Source organism: Streptomyces sp. NPDC048639 (genome assembly GCF_043199075.1).
Taxonomy (GTDB): domain Bacteria; phylum Actinomycetota; class Actinomycetes; order Streptomycetales; family Streptomycetaceae; genus Streptomyces.
Window position 1 is genome coordinate 621,313 of the sequence record NZ_JBICVP010000004.1, and the last position, 20,997, is coordinate 642,309.

16 protein-coding genes are annotated in these 20,997 nt (G+C 70.8%); 6 read left to right on the top strand and 10 right to left on the bottom strand.

From position 1 onward, the window contains the following. Positions 1-105: 105 nt before the first annotated feature. Together ACGFNH_RS14465 and ACGFNH_RS14470 are read right to left on the bottom strand one after the other, a co-directional pair. Positions 106-1,197: a hydroxyneurosporene dehydrogenase gene (locus tag ACGFNH_RS14465; protein WP_393653398.1), complete on the bottom strand. Its 1,092-nt coding sequence runs from the start codon at positions 1,195-1,197 to the stop codon at positions 106-108. 154 nt (positions 1,198-1,351) lie between these two features. Further along, entirely contained in the window at positions 1,352-2,134 is a 783-nt protein-coding gene (locus ACGFNH_RS14470; protein ID WP_393653399.1) for a crotonase/enoyl-CoA hydratase family protein, read from the bottom strand. A 101-nt stretch (positions 2,135-2,235) separates the two neighbouring features. On the opposite strand from ACGFNH_RS14470, the gene ACGFNH_RS14475 reads away from it, so the two are divergent. Further along, positions 2,236-3,207, top strand: coding sequence for a GlxA family transcriptional regulator (locus tag ACGFNH_RS14475; RefSeq protein ID WP_393653400.1), 972 nt, complete (start codon positions 2,236-2,238; stop codon positions 3,205-3,207). Between the two features lie 27 nt (positions 3,208-3,234). On the opposite strand, the gene ACGFNH_RS14480 is transcribed toward ACGFNH_RS14475, so the two are convergent. Then, a complete protein-coding gene (locus tag ACGFNH_RS14480; protein WP_393653401.1) occupies positions 3,235-4,983 on the bottom strand; it encodes a DUF6895 family protein in 1,749 nt (582 codons plus the stop codon). Between the two features lie 37 nt (positions 4,984-5,020). Continuing rightward, positions 5,021-5,236: a hypothetical protein gene (locus ACGFNH_RS14485; protein ID WP_393653402.1), complete on the bottom strand. Its 216-nt coding sequence runs from the start codon at positions 5,234-5,236 to the stop codon at positions 5,021-5,023. Between the two features lie 622 nt (positions 5,237-5,858). Between ACGFNH_RS14485 and ACGFNH_RS14490 the strand changes: the two genes are divergently transcribed. Beyond that, positions 5,859-6,671, top strand: a complete 813-nt coding sequence (locus tag ACGFNH_RS14490) for an oxygenase MpaB family protein (RefSeq protein WP_393653598.1) — start codon at positions 5,859-5,861, stop codon at positions 6,669-6,671. Positions 6,672-7,031: 360 nt separating this feature from the next. Here the strand turns inward: ACGFNH_RS14490 and ACGFNH_RS14495 are convergent, their stop codons facing one another. Both ACGFNH_RS14495 and ACGFNH_RS14500 read right to left on the bottom strand, forming a co-directional pair. Further along, positions 7,032-8,597 (bottom strand): M1 family metallopeptidase, encoded by a 1,566-nt coding sequence (locus ACGFNH_RS14495; RefSeq protein WP_393653403.1) that lies wholly within the window; start codon positions 8,595-8,597, stop codon positions 7,032-7,034. 43 nt (positions 8,598-8,640) lie between these two features. Continuing rightward, positions 8,641-9,909, bottom strand: a complete 1,269-nt coding sequence (locus tag ACGFNH_RS14500; protein ID WP_393653404.1) for a VanZ family protein — start codon at positions 9,907-9,909, stop codon at positions 8,641-8,643. Positions 9,910-10,058: 149 nt separating this feature from the next. Here ACGFNH_RS14500 and ACGFNH_RS14505 point away from each other — a divergent pair, with 149 nt between their 5' ends. The 3 genes from ACGFNH_RS14505 (at position 10,059) to ACGFNH_RS14515 (ending at position 15,262) form a co-directional block, all read left to right on the top strand. Then, positions 10,059-12,041, top strand: coding sequence for a Xaa-Pro dipeptidyl-peptidase (locus ACGFNH_RS14505; protein ID WP_393653405.1), 1,983 nt, complete (start codon positions 10,059-10,061; stop codon positions 12,039-12,041). Positions 12,042-12,068: 27 nt separating this feature from the next. Then, the gene (locus tag ACGFNH_RS14510) at positions 12,069-13,430 is read left to right on the top strand and encodes a M14 family metallocarboxypeptidase (RefSeq protein WP_393653406.1); all 1,362 of its coding nucleotides are present in this window, start codon (positions 12,069-12,071) and stop codon (positions 13,428-13,430) included. A 92-nt stretch (positions 13,431-13,522) separates the two neighbouring features. Beyond that, positions 13,523-15,262: a BCCT family transporter gene (locus tag ACGFNH_RS14515; RefSeq protein ID WP_393653407.1), complete on the top strand. Its 1,740-nt coding sequence runs from the start codon at positions 13,523-13,525 to the stop codon at positions 15,260-15,262. A gap of 199 nt (positions 15,263-15,461) precedes the next feature. On the opposite strand, the gene ACGFNH_RS14520 is transcribed toward ACGFNH_RS14515, so the two are convergent. The 4 genes from ACGFNH_RS14520 to ACGFNH_RS14535 form a co-directional block, all read right to left on the bottom strand. Next, positions 15,462-16,787, bottom strand: coding sequence for a phosphatase PAP2 family protein (locus tag ACGFNH_RS14520; RefSeq protein WP_393653408.1), 1,326 nt, complete (start codon positions 16,785-16,787; stop codon positions 15,462-15,464). Positions 16,788-17,132: 345 nt separating this feature from the next. Next, positions 17,133-18,635, bottom strand: a complete 1,503-nt coding sequence (locus ACGFNH_RS14525; RefSeq protein ID WP_393653409.1) for a tripartite tricarboxylate transporter permease — start codon at positions 18,633-18,635, stop codon at positions 17,133-17,135. Beyond that, positions 18,635-19,174: a tripartite tricarboxylate transporter TctB family protein gene (locus tag ACGFNH_RS14530; protein WP_393653410.1), complete on the bottom strand. Its 540-nt coding sequence runs from the start codon at positions 19,172-19,174 to the stop codon at positions 18,635-18,637. The genes ACGFNH_RS14525 and ACGFNH_RS14530 overlap by 1 nt, the downstream gene beginning before the upstream one ends. Further along, positions 19,171-20,175: a Bug family tripartite tricarboxylate transporter substrate binding protein gene (locus ACGFNH_RS14535; protein ID WP_393653411.1), complete on the bottom strand. Its 1,005-nt coding sequence runs from the start codon at positions 20,173-20,175 to the stop codon at positions 19,171-19,173. Before ACGFNH_RS14535 ends, ACGFNH_RS14530 begins: the two co-directional genes overlap by 4 nt. A gap of 107 nt (positions 20,176-20,282) precedes the next feature. Between ACGFNH_RS14535 and ACGFNH_RS14540 the strand changes: the two genes are divergently transcribed. Next, positions 20,283-20,969, top strand: coding sequence for a response regulator (locus ACGFNH_RS14540; protein WP_393653412.1), 687 nt, complete (start codon positions 20,283-20,285; stop codon positions 20,967-20,969). The last annotated feature ends 28 nt before the right edge of the window (positions 20,970-20,997 follow it).

The following is a 20,997-nucleotide window of genomic DNA, read 5'->3' on the forward strand; positions in this document are numbered from 1 at the left end:
CCCCCAACGCCGGTGCCGCGACGCCGTGGTGGGCGCGCCGCGCGGGCCACCCCAGGCCTCCGGCGCGGTGACCGGACCCCGGCGTCGCGGCAACCGGCCTGCCGGTCAGGCCTGGTGGCCGACCAGCGGCATACGGTCCCCCTGCGCGCTGTCGCCGGTGCCCTCCTCCGGACGGGGGCCGAAGTACAGCAACTCCCAGAGCGTGCGGCCGTGCACGGCCTCGGTCCGGCCGTTGCGCGTGTCCTCCACGGTGACGTCGCCGAGGAAGCGGTGGTAGGCCCCGGCGTTGCCGAAGTCGAGCATGAAGGAGTCCTCGCGGTGCTCGAACGTCACCGCATAGGAAGCCTCGCCGGCCTCGGTCCCGTACCGGAGACGCTTCGCGACCGGTACGCCGCTGTCGGCGTTGACGACGACGTCCTCGGCCGAGAAGGTCAGGCTCTCCTCGGCCACCGCCGAGGCCAGGATCTTCCCCGACCGGGCGACCAGGAAGGCCGGCATCCGCTTCTTGCCGTAGATCTCGTCGCTGACGAACATCAGCGTCACCACGGTGTAGTCACCGACGCAGGCCCGGCCCCAGTACCAGTGGTCCAGGACCTTGCGCGGCGCGACGTTGCCCCAGTTGTGGTCGTGGTAGCCCACGCCCGTCAGCTGCCGGGTCCGACCCTCGCTGACGAGGGTGACCTGTGCCGCGGCCCGCGCGCACACCGGCAGCCAGGCGATGTACCGGTCCTCGTCCTCGCCGAAGAACGCGTGCCCCGTCTCGGGCCGCCACGGCGGCACTTCTGGGGTGAGCGTGATGTCCGCGGCGAAGTCCGGGAATTCGACGTGGACGGCGTAACCGTCCTCGAAGCCGCCCCGGAACGAGTTGGCCCCGATCGTCACGTCGCAGCCCTCCTTGGACGCGGTGAACGCTTCGGGTGCCTCCGTGCACGTCTTGTCGATCCGTGTGCCGTCCGGGAGCGTCAACGACACCATGACGAACGGGGTGAGGGGTGTCTTCGGGGACACGAACGGCGGCTTGGTGTGGAACTCGACCGTCAGGGTCGATCCGTCCTCGAGGTGTGCGTCGCAGTACCACCACTCGAAGGTCCCGTCCGCCGCGTCCGTGCGGAGGCCGTCCTCCCAGGGCTGGACGACCTCCGGGGTGATACCGAGTCGCTCGTAGTGCTCGGGCCGGGTGCCGATCACGGCGTGCATGCGCCGCCTCCTTCTGTTGTCATCCCCGTTGGGGCGTGTTTCGGTGCGGTCGGTCCGTGGGGTGCGGTGCGGTGCGGTGCGGTCGGTCCGTGCGGACGGTGCGGTGAGTGCGTTGACGAATGCGCCGGCGTCGCGCGGTGCGACGCACGGCGCATCAGGCGCCGGTGAACACGGGAGGGCGCCGCTCGATCAGTGCGGAGATCCCCTCCTGCGCGTCCGCGCTCGCCAGCAGTCGTGTGCCCGCCTCGCGCAGGCGGGCCGCGGCGTCCTCGTCCGGCTGCGCGATCGCGGCACGGGCCTCCGCCAGGGTGGCCTGCACGGCCAGCGGGGCCTGTTCGGCGATCCGCCGCGCCAGGTCCACGGCACGTTCCAGTTCGCGTCCCGCCGGGACGACCTCCTGCACGACTCCCATGCGCAGGGCCTCGGCCGCGTCGAACAGGTCGCCGGTCAGCAGATGGCGCATGGCCCGCCCCCAGCCGACGCGCTGCGGGAGGCGGGTCGTCGCCCCGCCGAGCGCGATGATGCCGCGGCTCACCTCCTGCTGGCCGAAGACGGCGTCGTCCGCGGCCACGCAGAGGTCGGCGTTGAGGACGAGTTCGAGCCCCGCGGTGAAGCACCGCCCCTGGACCGCCACGACCACGGGCTTCGAGGCGGGTTCGCCCCACAGGCCCCACGGGTCGCGGCCCTCCGCGGGGATGATGCTCGTATCGCCGGCGGCCAGGCGCGGGGCGAGCGAGGCGAGGTCGAGGCCGCCGGTGAAGTGGCGGCCATGGGCGTGCAGGACGGCCACGCGCAGCGCGTCGTCGTCGGAGAGCCGCGCGTAGGCCAGCGCGAGCCCTTCGATGACCTCGGCGTCGTACGCGTTGGCCTTCTCCGGCCGGTCGACGGCGATCATCAGCAGCGGCCCGTCGCGGCGGACCTGAACTTTGAGGCTCATGCCGGCACCGCCATGGCCGGGACTGTCTCGGTGAGAAGCATGGCGGACACCGTAGGAAGCCGGGTATCGGTGATCGCGACACCCGGCGTAGCGTTCGCGACATGAACGTCGGAGTGATCGCCCTGCCCGGTTGCTGGGACTCGGGACTGACCACGGTCCTGGACGTCCTGCGCACCGCCGACGCGGCCCGTCGCCATGTGGACCGGGATATTCCAGGTGTCGCCGTCCGCACGGTCACCGGGGACGGAGGGCCCGTACCGACGGCGGGCGGCCTGCTCGTCCCCTCCGATGCCGCACTCGGCGACGAGGAGCGGCTCGCAGAGCTGGACGTGCTGGTGATCCCCGCCATGGCCGCCAACAGCCCCACCGGCATCGTCGACGCGCTGGCGCGGGAGGAGGTCCAGCGGCTGCGCGGGACGCTGCGCGCCTGGTCGCTCGACGGCCGGGAGCTGGCCGCCGCCTGCACCGGCACATTCGTCCTGGCGGAGGCCGGGCTGCTGGACCACCGGCGGGCCACCACGAGCTGGTGGCTGAGCGATGTCTTCCGTCAGCGCTATCCCAAGGTCGAGCTGGACATGTCCAGGATGGTCGTCCGCGACGGGGCGATCGCCACGGCCGGGGCCGCGTTCGCGCATATCGACCTCGCCATGAGCCTGGTCTCGCGCGTGAGCCCCCAGCTCGCGGAGTTCACCGCCGCGACGCTCCTCATCGACGACCGCCCGGCGCGCAGCGTTGACGCGGCGGCCGGCTATCTCGCCACGGCGGACGAGCTGGTGACCGCGTTCGAGGCGTGGATCCGCGCCAACATCGAACGCGACATCGGCGTCGCGGACGCGGCCGCCGCCGTCGGTACGACACGGCGCACGCTGGAGCGCCACGTCCGCGACCACCTCGGCCTGTCCCCGTACACCCTCATCCGGCGGCTGCGCGTCGAGCGCGCGCACCATCTGCGCCGCACGACCGGCATGAGCCTGGACCGCATCGCCCCCATGGTCGGCTACCGCAACGGCGCCACGCTGAGGGCGGCGCTCAAGGCCGAGACGGCGCGCACGGATCCGGACGCCTCGGCCTGAGCGGCCCGTCGACGGTTTCCCGCAGCGTCATGTGCCCTTCTGCGCGCCGGAGTTCGCCGATGCCGGCGCCGCCGTCGGCGCCGGCGGTGCGCGGTGGTCGCCGGTCGTGCGTACGGGATCCCGTACGGAGGCGAGCGCGGTCACGATGCTCCGCGTCCAGGACAGCCGGGCCTGTGCGCGTTCCCCCGGGTCGTCGCACGCCGGGTAGCCGAAGGCGCCGTCGGCATGCTGCTGCGCGAGAAGGAAGCGGGTGGTGTCGCGCACGATGCGGTGATCCGCCCAGCCGGCCCCGGACATCTCCCGGAGCGTCTCCGCGACCCTGCCCAGGTGGTACGTCTTCACGGCGTCCATCAGGGCGGGTACGGCGCACGCCGGGTCCGCGGCGCTCTCCCGTGCCGCGTCCGCCGTCAGATCCGCCGCGTGCCGGGCGTCGAGCAGGCCCAGTGCGGCCAGGCGGTGCAGATTCCCCACCGCCTCGGGCGGGACCGAGTCCAGGGTGCGGACGACGTCCGCGGTCGCCCGGAGGAACCGCTCCAGGGACGGGCAGGAGATCCCGGTCGCGCGCAGTCCCCGGGCGAACTCCCCGGCGATCTCCATGCCGTGGTCCTGCCACACGCACTCCTCCGCCCCGGCCAGGAGCCGCGCGAAGTGCCGCAGGGCCGGACGGGCGAGGTCCGGCTCGCCGAGGGCCGCGGCGCCGCACGCCGCGGCCGCCGCGGCGGGCAGCCCGGTGCGGACGGGGAGGCGTACGGCGTGGTCAGTGAGCCAGACGACGGCCACCCGCAGCGGCTCCGTCACCTCCGCATCCGCCCGTACGGGAATCGGGGGCCGCTGCGCGACGAGCGTGCGGGGGCTCCGGTCGAGCAGCCCGGCCAGAGCCGCGACGATGGTGGTGTGGTAGCCCTCGGCCCATGCGCGGTACTGGTCGTCCTTGCCCGCGAACGCCGGAGGCAGGATGCCGCTCGGGCCATTGACGCGTCCGGTCGGCTCCTGCACCGCCTCCAGGAACTGCCGGGCACGGTCGGCCGGTTCGGAAACCCGGATCCCGAAACACAGCAGACAGCACAGCAATTCCCCGACCAGATCGGCGTTTTCGCGTGCTTGGGAGACGGTCAGCAGCGCTTCGACGAGTTCGACCGCTTCACCCGGCTGGAAACCGGGCGGCCAGAGGGGTTCACGCAGACCGAAGTCCGTGACGTAGAAGACGGTGTGCGTGATGGCGTAGACATCGCGGTCGGACAGCTTGATGACATTCGGCCGGCTGCAGAGCAAGGAGAACGGCAGGACGTCGTCCATGGAGGGCCTGCCGTGCTCATCCTCGATACCGCACAGAAGAAGCGTGTGAAGCAGATCCAGTTGACGGTAGGGAACCCGCTCGAATGCCGTGGCATAACCGCCCGATGCCGCTTGCCGGACGATCCGCAGGAATTCCGGGGAATCGTGTCCGCACAGCCGTAGGGCCGCGTAGGTGCCGGCGTAGAGAAGCAGGGCGGTCTCGTCCCGCGCGATGAGCTCCCGGTAGGAGGGGCGTTCGGCGATGTCACGGACCTGGTCGAGGAGGGCGGCGTAGTCGTCCTCCAGCGGTTCCGGTACGAGACGTGCCCGCAGCCCGACGAGGAACGCCGTCTCGATCAACGCCTTGCGGACGAACAGGACTCCGTCCTGACCTGCGGATCCCGGGTCGATCAGGGCACGGCGCGCAGCGAGCCAGGCGACCGCCCGTTCCTCCACTGCGCGCCCTTGGGATGATCGGCGGCCGGGTTGCACGGTTGTCATGGAATGCCTCCCGGCGATCATCGGTTACCTACGGAATTCAGCCTTCGGCGCCGGAATCGGCGCTGTCGGCCACTTCGCTCGCGACGACGAGGACGTAGCGCTCCCAGGCGAGTACATATCCGGCGACGTCGTCGAGTTGACTGACCTGGGTGACGATGCGCTCCAGGGGGACGTCGAGATCGACGAGACCGCTGGTCCTCAGAAAGTCCAGGGCCTTACGGGCGTCGACGGGCGGGGGGCAGGGTGATGTCATGGCGTACCTCCGGTGGTTGGTCGGGCACGTGCCAATCGAATATCGCCCTGTATGAAGGTCAAGTAACCAATTCGCCCTGTTCGGGCGCCAGTTCGGAACGCGTCGCCCGGATTTCATGCGTGCCGGTGACGTCAAACCACTCGAACGGGTATGACACGGCGCGGAGTTCTCGGGGATTGCCCCCGCGAAAGGGCCCGGATGTGCGAACGGAAAATGTTCGGACGTCACCCGAATGCGCCGACGGGCCGCCCCGGCGGATGCGCCCGCGCGAGCACAGTCGACGAAAGCGCCGTCGGCGAAACGCCCCCTCGGCGAAACGCTCCGCCGACGAAAGGTCCGCCGATGGGACGTCCCCCGCGGAGTCCGTGCCGCCTCCGCGGCGGGCCCCTGTTCCGCCGCACCCCCCCCACGTAGCCGCACCCGCCGCAGTAGCCGCACTCGCCGCACCGGCCGTCGCGATCGGCACCCGGCAGCCCTCGGGAACACCCCGGGTGCGAGGACCGCCCTCCGCGGGTACGCACTGCGTCCACAGGCGAGGGATGATGGAAGGGTGACCACCGCGCACGAGACGGCCGCCCGGGAGAACCGGGCCGATGGACCCGAGCCGCCTCCCGTAGGCGGGATGCTGTGGAGCCTCGCCGGGGAGGTGCGGGCCGTGCTGGCCCTGCCCGCTGCGCTGACCCTGCAAGTCGCCCACCCGGCGGTCGGCGCGGGCGTGGACGATCACTCCGTGTTCCGTACGGACCCGTGGGGCCGTGCCGCGCGGTCGATCGCCTCCACGCAGCTCTGGGTGTACGGCGGTGAGGCCGCGGCCGAGGAGGGCCGGCGGTTGCGAAAGCTGCACGCGCCGATCCGGGGCACCGACGCCCACGACCGCCCGTACCACGCGCTCACCCCCGCCACCTACGCATGGGTGCATGCCACCGGCTTCCCCGTCCAGCGGCACGCCCAGCGGGTGATGGGCCGCCGCCCGTTCACCCCCGCCGAGGAGCGGCAGCTCTACGCCGAGTGGCTGCGGGTGGGCCGGGTGCTGGGCATCAGCGACCGCGACATGCCGCAGACGCTGGAGGAGTTCTGGCCGTACTACCGCGGCGTGCTGGAGCGGGAGCTGGAACCGACCGCGGTCGTCCGCGAGTTGCTCTCCACCGACGTGTACGTGCCGCCGCCTCCGCACGGCCCGCGCCTTCTGCGGCCGGTCGTGCGGTGGGTGTGGCCGGCGCTGCTGCCGCCGCTGCTGCGGGTGCGGCGTTTCCTGACCGTCGGGCTGATGCCGCCGGAGGCGCGCCGGGCCATCGGTCTGGAGTGGAGCGCCGGGGACGAGCGCAGGCTGCGCTGGTTCGGGCGGGCCGTACGGGTGGTGGTGCCGGTGCTGCCGGAGCGGCTGCGGTATCTGCCCTATGCGCGGGCCGCACGTCGCCGTGCGGCGGGCGGCTGAAACGGGTCCGTACGGGGCCGGGCGCGCTACGCGTCATGGGTGTTCTCAGCCCGCCAACCACCGGGCCCGGCACCGGTGTTCGCCCCCGCCCGTCCGACCCGTCCTGGGGGCGGGCCTCCACCCGCCCCCGGCCCGGGGGCGGATGGACAGGGCATGCTGCGACGAGCCGAGCCATGCGACGAGTCGGCGCATACGACGAGCCGAGCCGAGCCGTGCCATGAGCCGACCCGAGCCGTGCCACGAGCCGACCCGAGCCGTGCCACGACCCGAGCCGTGCCACGACCCGACGCCATGCGACGAGCCGAGCCATGCGACGAGCCGGGCCCGGGACCTGCCCCGGCCCGGCTCTCGTCCGTCGTCCTACTCCGCGCCCCGCCGCTGGTCGCGGTCGCGACCGTGCGCATGGACGGAGTTCGTCGCGGCGATCTTCTTCCACGATGCGGGCCGCGTCGGCGCGACGACCGTCACGCCCTCACCCCGCTCACCGGTCCGCGCACCGACCTCCGCCCGCGCCGCCTCCGGCGCGTCCGGCTTCGACGGCGTGAAGAGCCAGGTCTCGAAGAGGCCCGCGAGCGGCTTGCCCGACACCTTCTCGGCGTACCGGACGAAGTCCCGCACCGACGCGTTGCCGTACGCGTTCTCCTGCGTCCAGCCCTTGAGGATCGCGAAGAAGGCCTTGTCGCCGATCTCGTTCCGCAGCGCCTGCAGGGCCATCGCGCCCCGGTCGTACACGGCCTGGTGGAACTGGTTGTCCGCTCCCGGGTCGCCCGGCTTCACCTTCCAGAACGGGTCGTCGGCCTTGAACGAGGCGTAGGCGTAGTCGGCCAGTTCCTGCGCCGTGCCCTCGCCCTCCTTCTCCGACCACAGCCACTGCGAGTAGCGGGCGAAGCCCTCGTTGACCCAGATGTCGTTCCAGCCCTTGACCGAGACGCTGTCGCCGTACCACTGGTGCGCCAGTTCGTGGACGACCACCGAGACGTTCGCCCCCGACGCGAACTGGCGGGGGCTGTAGAACGGACGAGTCTGGGTCTCCAGCGCGTAGCCGGTGGGCACGTTCGGGACGTAGCCGCCCAGCGCGTTGAAGGGGTACGGGCCGAAGACCTCGGTCAGCCACTCGGCGACCTCGACGCTCCGCTCCACGCTCGCTCGCGCCGCGCCCGCGTTGCCGCCCAGGTCCTTGCTGTACGCGTTGAGCACGGGCAGACCGTCGGCGGTCTTGTCCGTCGTGACGTCGAACTTCCCGACGGCCAGGGTCGTGAGATAGGTGGCCTGCGGCTTGTCGGAGCGCCAGTTGGTGCGTGTCCAGCCCAGCTTCGAACTCTGCGACTGCAGGACGCCGTTGCTGATCGCCTGCGAGCCGTCGGGGACGGAGACGGAGATGTCGTACGTGGCCTTGTCCAGCGGGTGGTCGTTGCTCGGGAACCACCACCAGGCGGCCTCGGGCTCGTTCGCCACCACCCCGCCGTCGGAGGTCCGCAGCCAGGCCGAGTAGCCGCCGACCTTCACCTCCGAGGGGGTGCCCGAGTAGCGGACGACGACGCTGATCTCACGGCCCTTCTCCAGCGGCGCGGGCGGGGTGATCTCCAGTTCGTGCGCGCCCGAGCGGCGGTACTCGGCCTTCTTCCCGTTCACCCGCACCTCGCTCACGTCCAGCGCGAAGTCGAGATTGAAGCGGGAGAGATCCTGCTTGGCGGTGGCGAGCAGTGTCGCGGTGCCTTCGAGGCGGTCGGTCTTCGGCTGGTACTTCAGGCGCAGGTCGTAGTGCGAGACGTCGTACCCGCCGTTGCCGTTCTCGGGGTAGTACGGGTCGCCGAGTCCTGGGGCGCCGGGTGTGCCCGCCTGGGGGGCGGCTGTCGCCGCGGCGGCGGGGATCGCCAGCATGACGCAGGCGGCCAGCGCGCTCGGGGCAAGGAGTCTGCGGTGCACGGTCAGTCCTCCAACTGGTCGGGGAGAAGGATCAGCCGTGACCCTATTCGGACATCTGTCGTACCGTCACGAGAACCGGCCGCGGTGTCACAAGATCGCCATGCGGTGGACATGACGGGGCGCGGCGTGCGCGGGTGTGCGGCAGGGCCTTGTTCCGTACGCCGGAGAGGATCTCGTGCAGGCCCAGGCCCTCGGGGTGGCGGCGGATCGCTCGTGCGTAGGCGGCGGCGAGCGCGGGTGCCGCGGTGGCGGCCGACAGCAGGACGAGCCCGGTGACCGGGTCGGCGGCCAGCGCGTCGACCACGTCCCGGTAGCCGATCTCGTGCGCGATGTCGATCAGCGTGGGAGCGGGGACCAGTGAGCCGGGCAGGAGCGTCCCCACCGCGAGCCATACGACGAGGAGGGGCGGGCAGAGCGCGAACGCCCGCAGGGCCAGTCGGCCGGGTCCGGGCCGGCCGCCGTCGGCTGTGACGAGCTTCAGCAGCAGGACGTGCTTGCCCGGTGTCGCGCCGCTCCACCAGGGCACGACGACGAACCACAGCGCGAAGACCGCGGGAGGTACCCAGAGCAGGGAGTCGCCGCCCACGGCGAAGTAGGCGATGACGACGCTGGTCGCGGTGAGCAGAGCGACGCCCTGAAGGTCCAGCAGCAGGGCGAGCAGCCGCCGTCCGAACGGCACCCCGGTGAGCGTCAGGGCACGGTCGTCGAGGCCGTCCAGGTCGGGCAGCGTCCGGGACAGGGACGCGACCGCGGCCCAGCCGATGGCGGCGCCCGCGGTGTTGACGATGAGGTCGTCGACGGCGAACAGGCGGTACGGGCAGGCGTAGACGCCCCAGAGCCCGGTGTACTGGGTGAGTTCGAAGAACAGGGAGGCGGTCAGTCCCGCGGCGGTGGCGGCGACGGGACCCCGCCGGAAGTGGATCCGTACGAAGGCTCCGAGCGGCATCAGCAGGATCAGGTTGAACACGGACTGCCAGACGGCGGAGTTGTGCAGCACCAGGGCGCCGAAGGTGACGCGGTGGTCGGCCTCCTTCCAGATGTCCGCGAACGCGACTCCCGGCGTGAACTGGGGCTCGGCGAAGGACGGGTACGCCGCGCAGACGTCGAGGGAAGCCGACGGCAGCGGGACGACGGTCATGCAGAAGGCGGAGAGTGCGTAGTACACGCCGCCGTACAGCGACAGCACCCGCCAGCGGGTCATGATGCCGTGCCGCCGGTAGAGGACGATCGCCGTCGGTACGAACATGAGCAGCGCCAGTGCGGGGAACAGCAGCGCGGCCGTCCGGATCGGCAGCAGATGGGTCTCCGTCATGCGGCGCGACTATACGCGTGATGTATAGCCGGGGTGTATAGGCGACGGATGTGGCGCCGGACCCGGTGCGAACGCCGGTGCATGAGCAACCTCCAGCCTTCACAACCGCCCTCTTTCCCACGGCAGTTGACGCGTGTACCGTCCGGCCGGTGGCGATACGCGCGCGGGTCACCCGCACCCAGTGGAGAACGCTCGTGCCGGCGGCCCTGGCCGCCCTGCTGGCCGTCCTCGTCCAGCCCATCGGCGTGCAGACCGCCGCCGCGGCACCCGCCGAGAGCAGGCCCACGTACTCCTACGGCGACGCGATACGCGAATCCGTATGGGTGGACACCGGCATCGACGGGGACGCGGACGGCGGGAACGACCGCGTCGCCGTCGACATCGTCCGGCCGCGCGAACCGGCCCGACAGGGCCGCCGCATCCCCGTGATCATGGACGCCAGTCCGTACTACTCCTGCTGCGGACGCGGCAACGAAAGCCAGAAGAAGACCTACGACGCGGACGGCCGGCCCGTCCAGTTCCCGCTCTTCTACGACAACTACTTCGTCCCGCGCGGCTATGCGGCCGTTCTTGTCGACCTCGCCGGCACCAACCGCTCCGACGGCTGCGTCGACGTCGGCGGCCGCTCCGACGTCCGGTCGGCCAAGGCGGTCGTCGACTGGCTGAACGGCCGCGCCCGGGGCTACACCTCCCGCACCGGCGGCGCTCCCGCCACGGCGCGCTGGTCGACCGGCGCCGTCGGAATGATCGGCAAGAGCTACGACGGCACGATCGCCAACGGCGTGGCCGCCACCGGCGTCGAAGGCCTGAAGACCATCGTCCCCATCGGCGCCATCAGTTCCTGGTACGACTACTACTTCGCCAAGGGCGCCCCGCTCCACGACAGCGGTCCCGACTGGCTGTCGGACTACGTGGAGAGCCCCGAGGCCCGCGCCCGCTGCAAGGCCGTGCAGCAGCGGCTCGTCGCCGGCGCCCCGCGCACCGGTGACTGGACGCCGCTGTGGAACGAGCGCGACCACGTCCCCGACGCCCGGCGCGTACGCGCCAGTGTCTTCGCCGTCCACGGCATGCAGGACCTCAACGTCCGCACCCGGCACGTCGGTCAGTGGTGGGACGCGCTCGCCGACGCGGGCGTCGAGCGCAAGATCTGGCTCTCCCAGACCGGGCACGTCGACCCGTTCGACTTCCGCCGCGCGGACTGGGTCAAGACCCTCCACCGTTGGTTCGACCACTATCTGCTGGGCTACGACAACGGCATCGACCGCGCACCGATGGCCGACATCGAGCGGGCCCCCGGACGGTGGTCCACCGATCGCGTCTGGCCTCCGGACGGCACTCGGGCCACCGCCCTGCGCCCGCGCACGGGGCAGGAGCCCGGCGTCGGGCGTCTCGGCCTGCTCCCCGCCCGGCCCGGGGCGGCGGAGACCTTCACCGACGACCCGAAGCTGAGCGAGACCGACTGGGCCGCCGGGGCCGACTCCCCGTCACCCGCCAAGGCCGGGTTTATCACCCCCGCCCTGCGCAAGGATCTGCGGCTGTCCGGATCCGGGTCGGTCACGGTCACCGCGACCCCGTCGACGACCAGCGCCCATCTGTCCGCCGTCCTCGTCGACCTCGGACCCGCCACGATCCGCGACTACGGCGACGCGGGCGAGGGCATCACCACTCTGCCCGAGCGCACCTGCTGGGGGAGCAGCACGTCCGGCGACAGCGCCTGCTTCAAGGAGACGGAGCCCAAGGTGGCCGAGGTCGGCCGCACCGTCTTCGGCCGCGGCTGGGCCGACCTCGGCAACTACGCCTCGGAGCACACCGGCCGTCCCCTGACGCCGGGCAAGAAGTACCGGATCACGCTCGACCTGCACGCGAGCGACCACGTCGTACCGGCGGGGCACCGGCTCGCGCTGATTGTCGCGGGCACGGACGCGGGGCTCATCGACCCGCCCGCCTCAACGCCCCGGCTCACTCTCGACCTGGCCCGTACGGCAGCGCATCTGCCGCTGGTCGGTGGAGCCGGGGCCTTCGTGCGCGCCACGGCCGGGAGCCCGCCCCGTGCCGCGGCGCCCGCGGAGACCCCGGGCCGGGCCGTCAACGCTCCGCGCGCCGCCCGGATTCCGTCCGGGTCCGACCGCTAGCCGGAACCACCAGGGAGGCACCGCCCCGTGAGACCTCGCGCTCTCGTCCTCGGCGCTCTGGGCGCCGTACTCGCCGCGCCACTGCTCGTCGCGCCCGCCCACGCCTCCGGAACGTCCGGTCCGGCGGAAGTCTCCGCGGCACCGGGCCCGGCGAACACCACGGGCACCGCCGCCGCTCCGCCGCGTACCGGGTTCGAGCGCAGCAACGGCGCCCGCTGGACCACTCAGCCCGAGGAGCAGGAACTGCTCGCCCGGGTGGACCGCGACCATCGCGGTGTCGCCGTCGACCGGATCGGCACCACGGCGCAGGGGCGGCCCCTTCAGCTCGTACGGATCGGTGCGAGCGCACCTCCCACCGCGGCGCAGACCGCCCGCGGCAATACCGTCCTGCTGCTGTGCAGCCAGCACGGTGACGAGCCGTCAGGGCGGGACGCGTGCCTGTCCAAGGTCCGCGACCTCGCGTACGCCCGGGACCCCGGCACCCGGCGTTTCCTGGAGCGCACCGCCGTCCTCGTCGTCCCCACCGCCAATCCGGACGGCAGGGCCGCCGACACACGCGGCAACGCCGACGGCGTCGACATCAACCGCGACCACATCGCCCTGAGGACCGCCGAGGGCAGGGCCATGGCGGCCCTCATCCGCGACTACCGCCCCGACGTCGTGTACGACCTGCACGAGTACGGCCCCACCGAGCCGTACTACGTCAAGGATCTGCTCTCCCTCTGGCCGCGCAATCTCAACACCGACGACCGTGTGCACGACGAGGCGCACACCCTCTCCGAGGACTTCGTCCGCCCGGCCGCCGAGTCGTCGGGCTTCAGTTCCGGCATCTACGGGATCTGGACCGACCCGGAGACAGGCGAGCCCGTCAAGCAGGTCGCGGGCGACGGCCAGGAACGCATTCTGCGCAACACCGCCGGGATCAAGCACTCCGTGGGGCTGCTCGTGGAAACCCGGACGAATCCTCTGACCGACGAGGAGGAGGCCGACCCCGCCCTCAACAACCGGCGGCGGGTCACCTCACAACTGTCTGGTTTGCACGGTTTGGTGGACTTTGTGGGTGTACGCCGTGCCCGGATCGAAACCGCCACCACCCTGGCCCGGCTGTCCGGATATGCCGATCGCGGCCCCGTCCACCTCGGCGGTGCGGATAACGATCCGGCCACGCCGGACCAGGTCATCGATGACCCTCCGTGCGGCTACCGCCTCACCGCGGAGCAGTACGGAGAGGTCGCCGACGAGCTTGCGCTCCACGGAATCCGGTCGAAACCGGGAGGGAAAGGCGCGCTGGTGCCGCTCCGGCAGTCCCTGCGCGACCTCGTACCGCTGCTGCTCGACGAGCGGGCCGCGTACCATCTCACGGCCGGACAACCGGTGAACGACTGTTGACCGTCGAATGCCCTGCATGACGCCGGAATGAGAACGCGACCACGTGGTAAGGCGTACGGGCAATATGAATTCAGCCACGAAAGGGTCGTGACGTGCCGGAGAAAGAACATGACACGCCTGATGGGGCAGATGAGGTAGTTGTCAGACATCTACCCGGAAGTCCCCATGGAACCCGCAGCCCGCAGACCGACAAAGTGGTCTTCGGGGTCACCGCGGTGGCGACCCTGGTCTTCGTCGTCTGGGGCGCGGTCTATACGGACACACTGGAATCCGCGTCCACCTCGATGCTCGGTTCCCTGATGCACAACGCCGGTTGGGCCTTCGTTCTGGCCGCTTCCGGTTTTGTGGTCTTCGCGCTGTGGCTGGCCGTCAGTCGCTACGGAAAGATCACCCTCGGCGCGGAGGGCGAGGAACCGGAATTCCGGACCGTCTCGTGGGTCGCGATGATGTTCAGTGCCGGTATGGGCATCGGCCTGATGTTCTACGGCGTGAGCGAACCGCTCTCCCACTTCAAGGAGCCGCCGCCCGGCACCGACCCGGCCGACGCGGCCAAGGCCATGGAGACTGCCATGGCCACCACGCTCTTCCACTGGACACTGCACCCCTGGGCCATCTACGCCGTCGTCGGCCTGGCCATCGCGTACAGCACCTTCCGGCGCGGCAGGCGGCAGTTGATCAGCTCCGTCTTCGAGCCGTTGCTGGGCAAGCGGCACGCGAACGGCTGGGGCGGCCAGGTCATCGACATCCTGGCGATCTTCGCGACCCTCTTCGGCTCGGCCGCGTCCCTGGGCCTCGGCACGCTCCAGATCCGCAGCGGGCTGGAGGAACTGGACTGGATGGGCGACGTCGGCACGGGAGTTCTCGTCGGCATCATCGCGGTCCTGACCGTCGCGTTCGTGGCGTCCGCCGTATCCGGTGTCGCCAAGGGCATCCAGTGGCTGTCCAACATCAACATGGTGCTGGCGCTGATCCTTGCGGTCTTCGTGTTCGTGGCAGGCCCCACGATCGTCATCCTCGACCTGCTGCCCACCTCCATCGGCGCCTACTTCGGCGACCTGCCGCAGCTCGCGGGCCGTACGGAGGCGTCGAGCGGCAAGGGTGTCGCCGACTGGCTGTCCAGCTGGACGGTCTTCTACTGGGCGTGGTGGATCTCGTGGACGCCCTTCGTCGGCATGTTCATCGCCCGCATCAGCCGCGGCCGTACGATCCGCCAGTTCGTCGGCGGCGTGATCCTCGTACCGAGCAGCGTCAGCCTGCTGTGGTTCGCGGTCTTCGGCGGCTCGGCCATGACGCTGCAGGACCAGGGCCGCCTCGGCAACGAGACGACGCCCGAGGGTCAGCTCTTCGCCGTACTGCAGCAGTACCCGGTGGCCACGCTGATGAGCCTGCTGGTGATGATCCTCGTCGCGATCTTCTTCGTCTCCGGCGCGGACGCGGCGTCCATCGTGATGGGCTCCCTGTCCCAGCGCGGCTCGATCGAGCCCACCAAGCCCGTGGTGATCTTCTGGGGCGTGCTCACCGGAGCGGTCGCCGCGGTGATGCTGCTGATCGGAGGCGGTGCGGGCGATGCGCTCACCGGCTTGCAGAATCTGACGATTCTGGTCGCGGCACCCTTCACTCTCGTCATGGTCGGCCTGTGCTGGGCCCTGATGCGCGACCTGCGGCGGGACCCGCTGATCGTGCGTGGGCAGAAGGGCGAGGAGGCCGTCGAGGAGGCGGTCATCGCGGGTCACGAGAAGTTCGGCGGCGACTTCGAACTCCGCATCGGCCCCGCGACGAACGGAGACGCGGGCGACCCGGTGCCGTCGGGCGGTGACGCGCCCAAGAGCTGACCGCGTATCCCGGCGGAACCACCGCGGCGACCCTCTCGCGCCGCGTCGGTCGAGCCGGGGGCACAGGGAAATACGGCGGTGCCGGACCGCGTGGGTTCGGCACCGCCGTTCTGTATCGCTCCGTTGCGAATGAGCTTCGCTCCGGAGAATTCTCTTCCCGGAAACCGCGCGGACCGCCCTCGATCCGATGCGCCTGGACTCACGCCAGTTGGGGCTGCGGTTCCGGTTCCGGTTGCAGGGCCGCCGGCACGGCCTTCGGCTCCCACTGTTTCGTGGTCCGTACGTAGCCGAGGATCACCGAGGACATCGCCAGAATCAGCAGGGGGCCGAACACCCACGGATGTCTGCTCATCTCCAGCGGCAGATAGCGATAGGACAACAGGAGCGCCGCGAAGACCGTGGTGCCGTAGGCGACCAGTTGAATTCCCGACCGGTCCCATCCCCATGCCTGCGAGCGCATCGCTGCTTCGATCGTCAGCGTGAACACCACACCGGCGATGAGATCCACGCCGTAGTGGTAGCCGAATCCCAGAGTCGCCCCGAGCGTGGTGATGAGCCAGAACGTGCCCGCGAAGCGCAGAATGCGCGGGCCCTGGCGAGAATGAATGAAGATCGCCGTGGCCCACGCCGTGTGAAGGCTGGGCATGCAGTTGCGCGGGGTGAAATCGTTGAAGGACATCCCCTGCGGGACATCGATCGGCGGCGGGGTGTCCGGCCACACGTCGGTCACCGCGAACTGCCCGCCGTTGACGCCGTAGGCGAAGATCGGCCCGACCACCGGGAAGATCATGTAGATGCCCGGCCCGAGAAGGCCGATGACCAGAAACGTGCGCACCAGATGGTGGCGCGGGAAGGCGCGTTCGGCCGCCACGTGACGCATCTGGTACAGCGCGATGACGACCGCGGCCACCGCAAGTTGAATGTAGACGTACTCGAGAACATGCTCGCCGACGGAGCCGGTGGCTTCGACGATCCGGCCCACCAGCCACGACGGGTTGCCCAGCGCCTGATCGGCGGTCGCCACGTACTGGTCGAGCACCGCCGGCCGGGTCTTCGCCGTGATGAGCAGCCAGGTGTCGCCTGTCTTACGCCCGGCCACCAGCAGCAGGCCCAGCGCGACGCCCTTCAGCAGCAGGGCACGTTCCTTGCCCGTGCGGCGCGTGACGGCGATGACCCCATAGCCCAGAAGCACCCACAACGCACCGTTGCCGAAGGGGTGGCCGTGGGTCTCCGGGGCGTCGACCGGCCAACGCACCACCAGGAAGACGGCGTCGATGCCGATCGCGACACCAGCCGCGATGAATCGCTCCCGCCAGGAGAGCACCACCATCATCAACGCCATACCGGCGTACAACAGTGGGCCCGATTTGGGGAGGAATATCACCTCTCGCGCCTGATTGGTGATCGGCCCCGGTTGCCCGTAGTGACGTGCGGCGATCTCCAGGGCTATGAGGAATCCCAGGGCCACCACACCCGCTGCGGCCCACACAATCGCCCGTGGCTGACGCCACGCGGCGAACGACATTCTGCGGCTTATTCGCGAGAAAGCCCGCGATGATATAGGTATCAATTTTTTGGTCGATTTGTTAGGTGGTCGAATAGGTCAAGTTCGATCATCTTGTCGAGCGGCGCGTTGGCCCGGCAGGGACGCATCTCCCTTTTTCGTGGCCATAGTTCCCCCGCAGTCCGTGCGCCATGGCTTGCCCGGTGGCCTTGGTCGGCAGCGGCTGAGGGCGAGGTTGAGCAGGTGCCACACCGCTGATGGTTCAGAACGCGGACACGGTTCGTCCCCGCGCGCGGGATCGACGTGTCCTCCCACAAGGACGCCTCCGTGCCCCCCGAGGTTGCTTCCGCCCGGAACCCGAGCAGCTCAGGCGGTCTTCTCGCCGCCCCGGAGGGAACGCACCCACTTCGTCAGCAGAGGCCAGGCGATCACCAGCGCCGCCACCCCGTACAGCACCACGGCCACCGGCTCGCTCCAGAGGCCGCTCACCGCGCCGTTGCTGAGCTGGAAGGTGCGGCGCAGCTGCTCCTCCGCGAGCGGCCCCAGGATCACGCCGAGGATCAGCGGCAGCACCGGTAGCCCGAACCGCCGCATCATGAAGCCCAGCAGGCCGAGTACGAGCAGCACCACCAGGTCCACGGCCTGGAAGTTGACCGCGAACGCCCCCAGCGCGGAGAAGAACAGAATGCCCGCGTAGAGGTACGCACGCGGCACCTGCAGCAGCTTCGCCCAGACCGGTGCCAGCGGCAGGTTGAGCAGAAGCAGCAGCACGTTCCCGACGAACAGGCTCGCGATCAGCGCCCACACCAGATCGCTCTCGCGCTCGAACAGCAGCGGCCCCGGCTGGATCCCGTACTGCGTGAACGCGGCCAGCATCACCGCGCCCGTCGCGTTGGCCGGCAGGCCCAGGGACAGCATCGGGACGAACGACCCCGCCGCGGCACCCTTGTTGGTCGCCTCGGGACCTGCGACGCCCTCGATCGCGCCGCGTCCGAACTCCCCGTCCGGGCCCGCGAGCCGCTTCTCCGTCGCGTACGAGATGACGGTCGGGATCTCGGCGCCGCCCGCGGGCAGAGCGCCCATCGGGAAGCCGATGAACAACCCGCGCAGCCATGGCTTCCACGAGCGCCGGAAGTCCTCGCGGCTCATCCACGGCCGGCCGACCGGCACCGGCTTCGGCGGTGTGCGCCGCAGATGCGCGGCCACCCACAGCGCCTCGCCGACCGCGAAGACCGCGACCGCGACGACCACGATGTCGATGCCGTCGGCGAGTTGGGGCACATCGAACGTCAGTCGCTGCTGGCCCGAGATCGAGTCGATCCCGATGAGCCCGATGGCCAGCCCCAGCGCCAGCGACGAGAAGCCGCGGACCCGGGAGGAGCCGATGACCGCCGTCACCGTGGTCAGCGCGACGACCATGATGGCGAAGTACGCGGGCGCGCCCAGGGTCACCGCGAAGTCCACGACCAGCGGGGCGAGGAAGGCGAGCATCGCCGTACCGATGGTGGAGGCGATGAACGACCCGATCACCGCGGTCGCCAGCGCCTGGGCGGCGAGCCCGCGCTTGGCCATGAGATTGCCCTCGACGGCGGTGACCACCGAGGCCGATTCGCCGGGGGTGTTGAGCAGGATCGAGGTGATCGCGCCGCCGAACATCCCGCCGTAATAGATGCCGCCGAACATTACGAAGGCCGCGGTCGGCTCCATGCCGAAGGTGACGGGCAGCAGCAGGGCCACCGTCATCGCCGGGCCGATGCCCGGCAGCACCCCGACCGCGGAGCCGATGAGCACACCGATGAATGCGTACAGCAGATTGCCGGGCGAGAGTACGGTCGCGAATCCGCCGAGCAGATCAGTGAGTGCGCCCATCACAGGATTCCCTTCAGCACGCCGGGCGGCAGGATGATCCCTAGCCCGTAGGCGAACGCGTAGAACGAGCCGACCGACAGGACGACGGAGACGGCCGCGTCACGCAGCCAGTTCCGGCTGCCCAGGGCGAACGCCGTGCCCCAGAAGAGGATCGCGCCCGAGATCGCCCAGCCCAGAGGCTCGATGAGGACCGCGTTGGCCAGGAAGAACGCGATCACCAGCAGCACGGCGCGCCAGTCCACCGGTGCGTCGAGGTCGATGTCCTCCCCGCTCTCGGCCTCGCCGCGCCCGCCGCGCAGCACATCGATCGCGAGCACCACGGCACACACCAGCAGACCGATGCCGACCGCGACCGGCACGGCCTTCGGGCCGATGGGGCCGGTCTCGGCCGCGGGCAGGTCCGCCATCGTCGTGGCGTCGATGAGGACCACCGCGCCGAGCAGGGCGAGCAGTCCGCAGACCAGCAACTCGGCCCGGCTCGCAGGGTGTTCGCCCTGTCCTTCCGCGCTCTGCGCGGCATCCGTCGTCGTCTCGCTCATGGTGTCAGCCCCAGCCGCCGGAGGGTCTTCGCGACCCTGGTGTTCTGGTCGGCGAGAAAGTCCTTGAACCTCTCGCCCTCCTGGAAGGCGTCGGTCCAGCCGTTGCGCCGTACGCCGTCCTTCCACTCGCCCGAGTCGCGCATCGTCCGCAGTGCGTCCACCAGCCGGTCGCGCCGGGACGGGGAGATGCCCGGGGCGGCGACCACACCGCGCCAGTTGACGGCGGAGACCTCGATGCCCTCCTGCGCCAGGGTCGGCGCGTGCACGCCCTCGACGGTCGTCCTGCCGGTCGTCGCCAGGATCCGTACGTCGCCGGTGGTGATCTGGTCGACCATCTCGCCGATGCCCGTGGCGGCCACGTCGATCTTGTTGCCGAGAAGCGCGGTGAGCAGTTCGCCGCCGCCGTCGTAGCCGATGTAGCGGGTCTTCGTCGGGTCGATCCCCGCGGCCTCCGCCACCTGCATCGGCAGCAGGTGGTCCGGTCCGCCGGGGGAGGAGCCGCCGCCGACCGACAGACCGTCCGGGTCGCTCCGCCAGGCGTCCAGGAAGTCGTCCAGGCTGCGCAGTTCGGAGTCCTTGGGGACGACGATGGCGCTCGGGTCCTCGATCAGCCGGGCCAGCGGGGTGGTGTCCTGCAGGCCCACCCGCGACTTGTTGGTGAAGACCGCGCCGACGACACCGAGGCCCATCATCATGAGCGTCTCGCTGCTGCCGCGGGAGTTGACCAGCCGGGAGAGCCCGATGGTGCCGCCCGCTCCCGAGATGTTCACGACCTCCACCCCGCGGGCCGCCTCGGCGGCGGTGAGGGCCTTGCCGGCCGTACGTGCCGTGATGTCGAAACCGCTGCCCGGACTGTTGCCGACGATCATGCGCAGCCGGCCGAGGGGCCCGGACGCGCCGGCGGCGGTGTCCCGCGTCACTCCGCATCCGGCCGCGGCCGCGTACGAGGCCGGTACGAGCAGTCCCGCGGCGGCGGCGCGCAGCAGCGTGCGTCTGTCCATGGGGCCCTCATTTCCTGGGTGCCTACCGGGTGGGCCAGACGATCCCAGGGCATGTGCTCCCGGTCACTATTCGCAAAACAGTGGTCGTTGAGTAACTTGTGGTCCCCATGGAGCTCAGGGTTCTGGTCGTCGACGACGATTTCATGGTCGCCAGGCTGCACAGCGTGTGCGTGGACCGGGCGCCGGGCTTCCGTATGGCCGGAATCGCGCACACGGGCGCCGAGGCGCTGGCGAAGGCCGCCGAGCTGGGCCCCGACCTCGTCCTGCTGGACCTCTATCTCCCCGACGCCCCCGGGCTCGAAGTGCTCCGCCGGATCCGCGAGGCCCGACCGCGGACCGATTTCCTCGTGATCAGCGCGGCCAAGGACGCGGAGACCGTACGCGAGGCGCAGCGCGCCGGCGCCGTGAACTACCTCATCAAGCCGTTCGAACAGGCGGAGCTGCGGGCCAGGCTGCGGCACTACCGCGCCGCCCACCTCGCCATGGCCGGGGCGCCGGACACCGCGCAGTCGGACGTGGACCGGCTGTTCCCCGCGCCGGTGTCCGAGCGCGGACGCGGCGGCACACCCCTGCCCAAGGGGCTCAGCACCCCCACGGCCGCCCTGGTCGAGACGGCGCTGCGGGCCAGGGCCCCGGAGGACCTGTCGGCGAGCGAATGTGCGGCCGGGACCGGGCTGTCACGGGTCAGCGCACGTCGCTACCTGGAGCACTTCGCGGAGGTCGGGCGGGCCGAGGTGCACCTGAAGTACGGGACGACGGGCCGCCCGGAGCGCCGCTACACCTGGCGGGCCTGACGCCTACGACGGGCGGTACGGGCGCGTA

Bases quoted from the DNA above. Each gene is read 5' to 3' on its own strand.
- ACGFNH_RS14465 (WP_393653398.1), bottom strand. From the start codon at position 1,197: ATGCACGCCGTGATCGGCACCCGGCCCGAGCACTACGAGCGACTCGGT.
- ACGFNH_RS14470 (WP_393653399.1), bottom strand. From the start codon at position 2,134: ATGAGCCTCAAAGTTCAGGTCCGCCGCGACGGGCCGCTGCTGATGATC.
- ACGFNH_RS14475 (WP_393653400.1), top strand. From the start codon at position 2,236: ATGAACGTCGGAGTGATCGCCCTGCCCGGTTGCTGGGACTCGGGACTG.
- ACGFNH_RS14480 (WP_393653401.1), bottom strand. From the start codon at position 4,983: ATGACAACCGTGCAACCCGGCCGCCGATCATCCCAAGGGCGCGCAGTG.
- ACGFNH_RS14485 (WP_393653402.1), bottom strand. From the start codon at position 5,236: ATGACATCACCCTGCCCCCCGCCCGTCGACGCCCGTAAGGCCCTGGAC.
- ACGFNH_RS14490 (WP_393653598.1), top strand. From the start codon at position 5,859: ATGCTGTGGAGCCTCGCCGGGGAGGTGCGGGCCGTGCTGGCCCTGCCC.
- ACGFNH_RS14500 (WP_393653404.1), bottom strand. From the start codon at position 9,909: ATGACGGAGACCCATCTGCTGCCGATCCGGACGGCCGCGCTGCTGTTC.
- ACGFNH_RS14520 (WP_393653408.1), bottom strand. From the start codon at position 16,787: ATGTCGTTCGCCGCGTGGCGTCAGCCACGGGCGATTGTGTGGGCCGCA.
- ACGFNH_RS14525 (WP_393653409.1), bottom strand. From the start codon at position 18,635: ATGGGCGCACTCACTGATCTGCTCGGCGGATTCGCGACCGTACTCTCG.
- ACGFNH_RS14530 (WP_393653410.1), bottom strand. From the start codon at position 19,174: ATGAGCGAGACGACGACGGATGCCGCGCAGAGCGCGGAAGGACAGGGC.
- ACGFNH_RS14535 (WP_393653411.1), bottom strand. From the start codon at position 20,175: ATGGACAGACGCACGCTGCTGCGCGCCGCCGCCGCGGGACTGCTCGTA.
- ACGFNH_RS14540 (WP_393653412.1), top strand. From the start codon at position 20,283: ATGGAGCTCAGGGTTCTGGTCGTCGACGACGATTTCATGGTCGCCAGG.